Here is a 6252-nt window from a genome sequence, read left to right as displayed (position 1 = left end):
CGCAGGCGTCCGCGGCCGCCCGGCGGTGTGGGTGCGCCTGGCCGAGCTCGAAGAGGCCGCCGGCGACCCCAACCTGGCGACCGCGGCCATGCTCGAGGCCGTCGCCCTGGCCCCCTCGGACGCGCAGCTCCACGCCCAGCTGGGCTTTTTGCGCAGCCGCAGCGGGGACCAGGCCGGGGCCATCCAGGCGCTCTCGCGCAGCCTCGAGCTCAACCCCCAGCAGCCCGAGCTGCGCGACCTCCTCGACACCCTCGGGGCCAGCCGCGACGACGTGTTCACCCGCTACGCCGTGGACACCGAGGCCCTGGTCGAGACCTACCGGGGCGAGGGCGGCGAGGCCGAGCGCCCGCCGGCGAACTGGGCGGGCAAGGAGGCCGCCGTGCTCCACCGGATGATCGCCACGCGCATCGACGGCAGCGGCCTGGGCGAGCGCCTCGACCACCGGGTGATCGCGATCCTCGACGACCGCGGGATCGAGGGCCAGGCCCGCCACGACTTCGGCTACGAGCCCGACGAGAGCTACGTGGAGGTGCGCCGGGCCCGGGTCTACCGCGCCGACGGGCGCATCGAGGACATCGGCATCACCCGCCACTACGCCGTGGGCTCGGCCGGCTATCGCATGTACTACGACCAGCGCGGGGTCGCCGTGGAGTTCCCCGGGCTGCGCGTCGGCGACGTCGTCGAGGTCGCCTTCGTGCGCCGCGACGTGGCCACGCGCAACAAGTTCGACGACTACTACGGCGACCTGGTGCCCACCTTTGGCGGCTCCGGGCTCGAGCCCACCCGCCACTTCGAGTACCTGCTCGAGGCGCCCACGCAGCTCGCGCTGCACTTCAACCAGCCCGCCACGACCGAGGCCCTCGACGAGGACCGGACCCTGCACCGCGTCGCGGTCGACGACCTGGCGGGGCTGCGCCCCGAGTCCAGCATGCCCGGCTGGACCGAGCTCACCGACTACCTGCACGTCAGCTCCTACGCGACCTGGGACGCCGTCGGCGAGTGGTACTGGGGCCTGGTCGAGGGCCAGCTGCTGGTCGACGACGCCATCGAGGCCGGGGTCCGCGAGGCCCTCGAGCCCCTGCCCAAGACCGCCTCCGAGCTCGACAAAGTCGCCGCCCTCTACCGCCACGTGATCGAGTCGACGCGCTACGTCGGGCTCGAGTTCGGCATCCACGGCTACAAGCCCTACCGGACCACGGACATCTACAACCGGCGCTTTGGCGACTGCAAGGACAAGGCCTCGCTGCTCAAGGTGATGCTCGCGCAGATCGGCGTGGACGCGCACCTGGTGCTGGTCCGGACCCGCGACATGGGCACCATCGAGGCCAAGCCCGCGAGCCTCTCGGCCTTCAACCACGCCATCGTCTACGTGCCCAAGTACGACCTCTACATGGACGGCACGGCCGAGTACTCCGGGGCCTTCGAGCTGCCCGCGGGGGACCAGGGCGCGTCGGCGGCGATCATCTTGGACGGGAAGGGGGCCCGGTTCACGACCATCCCCTACGCCGCGGCCCAGGACAACACGAGCGACTACGCCCTCTCGGTCCAGCTGCGCGCCGACGGCTCGGCGCAGGTCGACCAGCGCATGGTGCTCGAGGGCTCCGGGGCCTCGTCGTGGCGCAGCGGCCTCGAGGTCGCCGAGCAACGCGACGAGCGCTTGACCCAATTGCTCGCCCGCACCTACCCGGGCGTGACCCTCGAGCAGGCCCGCTACCCGGGCATCGACGACATCCTCGCGCCCGTGGAGGTCGAGGCCAAGCTGCGCGTCCCGGGCTTTGCGACCGGCGTGGGCGAGGGGGGCACGCTGCGCTGGCGCGCGTTGGGCCACGAGGTCCAGCTCGTGCGCAGCTACGCGGCCCAGGCCACGCGCGAGCACCCCCTGGACATCGGCGTGCCCAACCGGGAGCTGCGCGAGCTGAAGTACGCAGCGCCGCCCGGCATGCGCCTGACCCAGGTGCCCCAGGCCGCGACCCTCGAGGCCCCCTTCGCCCGCTTCGAGCTCGCGGTCGAGGCCGCCTCGAACGGGCGCTCGGCGACGCTGCGCTCGACCCTCGAGTTCACCGCCGCGCGCATCGAGGTCGCCGACTACGCGGCCTTCCGCGACTTCCTGGCTCAGGTCGACGCCGCCCTGGCCCAGACCTTCGAGGCCGCGCCCACCTCCACGCCCCGCTGACGCCCGCGAGACACGACATGCGACCTTCTTCTTTGTTTCGCGCCACCACCTTGGCCCTGGGCCTGACGGCCCTCGCCCTGTCGGCCGCCGCCTGCCGGCCCCAGGCCAGCTCGGACCCCAGCGGCGAGTTTGGCCTGGCTGACGCCGAGGCCCACGCCGCCAAGCTCGAGCGCTGGCTGGCCAAGCACCCCGAGGACCACGACGCCCGCGTGGAGCTGGCGCTGGTCTACTGGCAGCACCTGGGCCGGGTCGACGACGCCCTCGACGAGGTCGGGACCATCGAGCGGCTGACGCCCAACCTCGTCGCCGACCCGCCGCCGCCCCTGGCCCGCTTCATCGCCATGATGATCGCCCACAACCGCCTGGACCACGCGGCGGCCAGCGAGGCGGCCGAGCAGCTCCTGATCGAGCTGGCGCTGCGCGGCTCGGCGCGGAACGAGCGAGGGGAGGCCTACACCCGCCAGGCCCGGGCCCTGAGCCCCCTCGCGGCGCGCGTCCTCGACGCCAACTACGGCCTCGAGCCCGAGAGCGAGCGCGCGTTCGTCGAGCTCTTCGACCTCCTCGACGCGCGCCACTTCCTGGTCTCGCCCGCGCCCGAGGACTGGGAGATCACGCCCGACCGCGACCTCCCGGCCGCGACCCGCTCCCAGCTGCTCTCGACCCGTGGACGCATCGCGCGGACCCGCGGCGAGGCCTACCGCGACTTTTATGCGGCCCAGGGCTGCGTGCAAGACTGGCAGGTGGGGGCGCTCGAGGGGCACCGCGGCGCCCTCGAGCTCGACCGCGTCGCCGGCGGCGAGGTCCGCGGCTTCCAGGTCGACGCCGAGGCCTCGCTGACGGGGCTGTCGTGCGCCGTGCGGGTGTGGAACCCCGAGCCCGCCGCCGGCATGCGCCGGCTCCGGGCCCAGGTCCGCGTGCCCGAGGACTCCGCGTTCCTGCGCCTGGCCCTCGGCGCCCAGTTCCCGGCCCGGGTCTACGTCGACGGGGAGCTGGTCTGGGCCAGCGACCGCACCGATCGCTACCCCGTGGGCAGCCCCAGCGTGCGCGTGCCGGCCGAGCCGGGGCCCCACCTCGTCGAGTTCCACACCGCCATCCCCAGCGAGCGCGCGTGGGTCCTGGCCCGGGCCACGGACGAGCACGGCCAGCCGCTGACCCTCGAATCTCCCGGAGCGGAGCGCGCCCTCGAGCTGCCCGCCCTCGCCCCGGCCCTGGCCCGCGCCGACGGCCTGGTCGAGCGCGCCGGCTGGACCGAGCTCGGCAGGGGAGGGCGCGCCCGAGCCATGAAGCTCGACGGCCCCGTCTACGCGCCCCTGCGCGCCTACCTGGCCCTCGACGAGGCGCTGATCCTCGACGACACCGACGCGGCCGAGGGCTTCGCCCAGGCCCTGAGCGACCGGGACTTCGAGGGCCTGGCCTTCCCCGACGCGCACCTGCTCCTGGCCCAATTCGAGCGCCGCGACCCCTCCCGCGGGAAGTCGAGCTCGGGGGTTCGCCAGCAGACCCAGCTCGAGCGCGCCCTGGAGCTCGACCCGGGCCTAAAGCGCGCGCACCTGCAGCTCCTCGAGCAGCGCCTGAACCGGGGCGAGAGCGCCGAGGTCGTCGAGGCCTTCGAGGCGCTCGAGCACACGGGCAACGACTCCCTGCTCCTGGCCCTGCTGCGCTACGAGGCCTACCGGGCCGAGGGCAGCGACGTCCAGTCCCAGGCCGCCCTCGAGGTCGCCGCGGCCTACCACCCGACCAATTGCGAGGTGCTCGCGGCCCAGCGCGAGCAGGCCCGGGACCGCGGCCAGATCGAGGCCGAGGACGCCCTCGTCGAGGTGCTCGAGCGCTGCCCGGGCAGCCTGGCCATGCGCGCGCGTCAGGCCACGGCCCGCCAGCGGATCGAGGCCGCCAAGGCGCTGTGGTCCGAGCAGCTCGACCGCGTCCCCGACGACATGGAGGCCATGGAGGCCCTCGCCCAGCTGGCCGTGACCGCGGGCAACTACGCCGAGGCCATCGCCTGGCACGACCGCATCCTCCGCCTCGCGCCCTACCGGGCCGTGTCCATGGTCGCCCTCGCCGACCTCCACGCCCAGCTCGACGCCCCCGAGCAGGCCCGCGCCTTCGTGCTCGCGGCCATCGAGCGCTTCCCCCACAACTCCCGGCTGCGCGAGATCGGCGAGAACCTGGGCATCCCCGATCCGCTCATGGCCTGGCGCATCGACGGCCGCGAGGCGCTGGCCGACTACGAGCGCGACCGGGCCGAGGGCCTGGCCTCCGAGGGGGTCAGCGAGGTCCTGCTGCTCGACCGCGAGGTCAGCATGATGCTGCCCGACGGGGGCCACCGGCACATCGTCCACCAGATGTTCCACCTGCTCTCGGACGCGGCCATCGACGCCCACGGCGAGATCGAGCAGCCCGGCAACCTGCTGACCCTGCGCTCGATCAAGCCCGACGGGCGCGTCGTCGAGCCCGAGTCCATCGCCGGCAAGGACGGCCTGAGCCTGCGCGGGCTCGAGATCGGCGACGTCGTCGAGCTCGAGTTCAGCTTCGACGCCGCCCCCGAGGCCGCGCTCCCGGGCCACGTCGACCTGGGCCGGTTCCGCTTCCAGTCGCCCGAGACCCCCTTCCACCGCTCCGAGCTCATCACCTTGGTGCCGGCGAGCGAGCAGGGCCGGGTCGACGTCGAGGCCCGCAACGGCCCCCCCGCCGAGGCCCGCCGCGAGCTCGAGCTGCCCTTCGCCCACGGCCCGGACGCCAGCGCCTACGTGGAGCTGCGCTACCGCGCCGACCGAGTCCCGCGCCTGGGCAGCGAGCCCGCGGCCCGGTCCATGCTCGACGAGCTGCCCATGGTCCAGGTCCACGTGCCGCTGGCGGTCGAGGACTGGCTCGACACCGTCGCCGCCCAGCTGCGGCCCAGCCAGCGCAGCAACCCCGAGCTGCGCGCCCTCGCCACCGAGATCACCGAGCAGTACAGCTCCGACTACGACAAGGTCGACGCGCTGTGGCGCTGGGTCGTCGACGAGATCGAGGAGACCGGCGACCTGACCACGCCCGCGACCTTGACCCTGGCCGCGCGTCAGGGCGGCCGCTTGATGCTGCTGCGCGCCATGCTCGAGGCCGTGGGCATCGACAGCGAGCTGTGGCTGCTGCGCGACCGCTTCGGCCCGACCATCGTCCCGGGCGGCAACCCGCTGGTCGAGACCTACGACGCGAGCATGCTGGCCATCCCCAGCGCCCGGCCGCCTGGCGCTGGCGCCGACGCGGGGCCCCTGGTGATCGGCACGAGCTCCGAGGTCATCCCCCTGGGCTACCTGACCCCCAGCTACGCCCGCGGCCGAGCCCTGCGCGTGCAGCTGGAGGCCGACGAGCCCCCGCCCGGGCCCGTCGACGTGCCGGCGAGCCCCCCCGAGCACGCCGATCTGCGCCGCTGGGAGCTGCAGCTCGACCTCGACGCCGAGGGCAACGGGCGGCTCCAGGGGCGCCTCGAGCTGCGCGGCCTCGAGGCCATCTTCTGGCGCCAGGCCTTCACCCAGCTCGACGCCGACGAGCTGCCCAAGGTGTTCACCCAGGCCGAGCTCCAGCGCATCCTACCCATCGCCGCGACGGACCTCGAGAGCCTCGAGTTCGACAACGACTGGGAGCTGCAGCTGCCCCTGGTCGCCCGGTTCACGGCCACGGTGCGCAACGGCGGCGTGGTCCAGGGCGCCGAGCTGGCGACCCTGGCCGCGGCTGTGCCCCTGGATCTGGTCACCGGCTACGCCCAGCTGCCCGAGCGCTGGAGCGGACTCGTCGTCGGCTACGCCCCGCGGCTCGAGGCCCGGGTCGCCATCAACCTCGACGGTCGGCGCTTTAGCGAGGTCCCCGGAGACGTCGAGCTGACCGGCGCGAGCGGGCGCGGGCGCTACACCCGGACCCTCCTCGAGGGCGGGGTGGGGGAGTCTCAGGTCGTGTTCGAGAGCACGTCCAGCCTCACCCCGGGCGTGTTCGAGGTGTCCGAGTACGGCGAGCTGACCCGCTTCTCTAGCCAGGTCCAAAACGCGGAGCAGCAGATTCTACGGGCGCGCTGAACACCGGCGATCGGTTCGCGCTGCCCGTGG

The 6252-nt window shown here is 73.8% G+C and carries 2 protein-coding genes; both read left to right on the top strand.

Annotated elements, in window-relative coordinates; translation table 11 throughout:
• The coding region (locus PPSIR1_RS35355; RefSeq protein WP_006976065.1) for a DUF3857 domain-containing protein at positions 1 to 2173 on the top strand (2173 nt) is incomplete at its 5' end.
• A gap of 17 nt (positions 2174 to 2190) precedes the next feature.
• Entirely contained in the window at positions 2191 to 6222 is a 4032-nt protein-coding gene (locus PPSIR1_RS35350) for a hypothetical protein (protein WP_157596316.1), read from the top strand.
• Positions 6223 to 6252 lie beyond the last annotated feature (30 nt).

The organism is Plesiocystis pacifica SIR-1 (assembly GCF_000170895.1).
Taxonomy (GTDB): domain Bacteria; phylum Myxococcota_A; class Polyangia; order Nannocystales; family Nannocystaceae; genus Plesiocystis; species Plesiocystis pacifica.
Note: the sequence above shows the minus strand (reverse complement) of the source record. Positions and strands in the feature narration are given on the sequence as shown.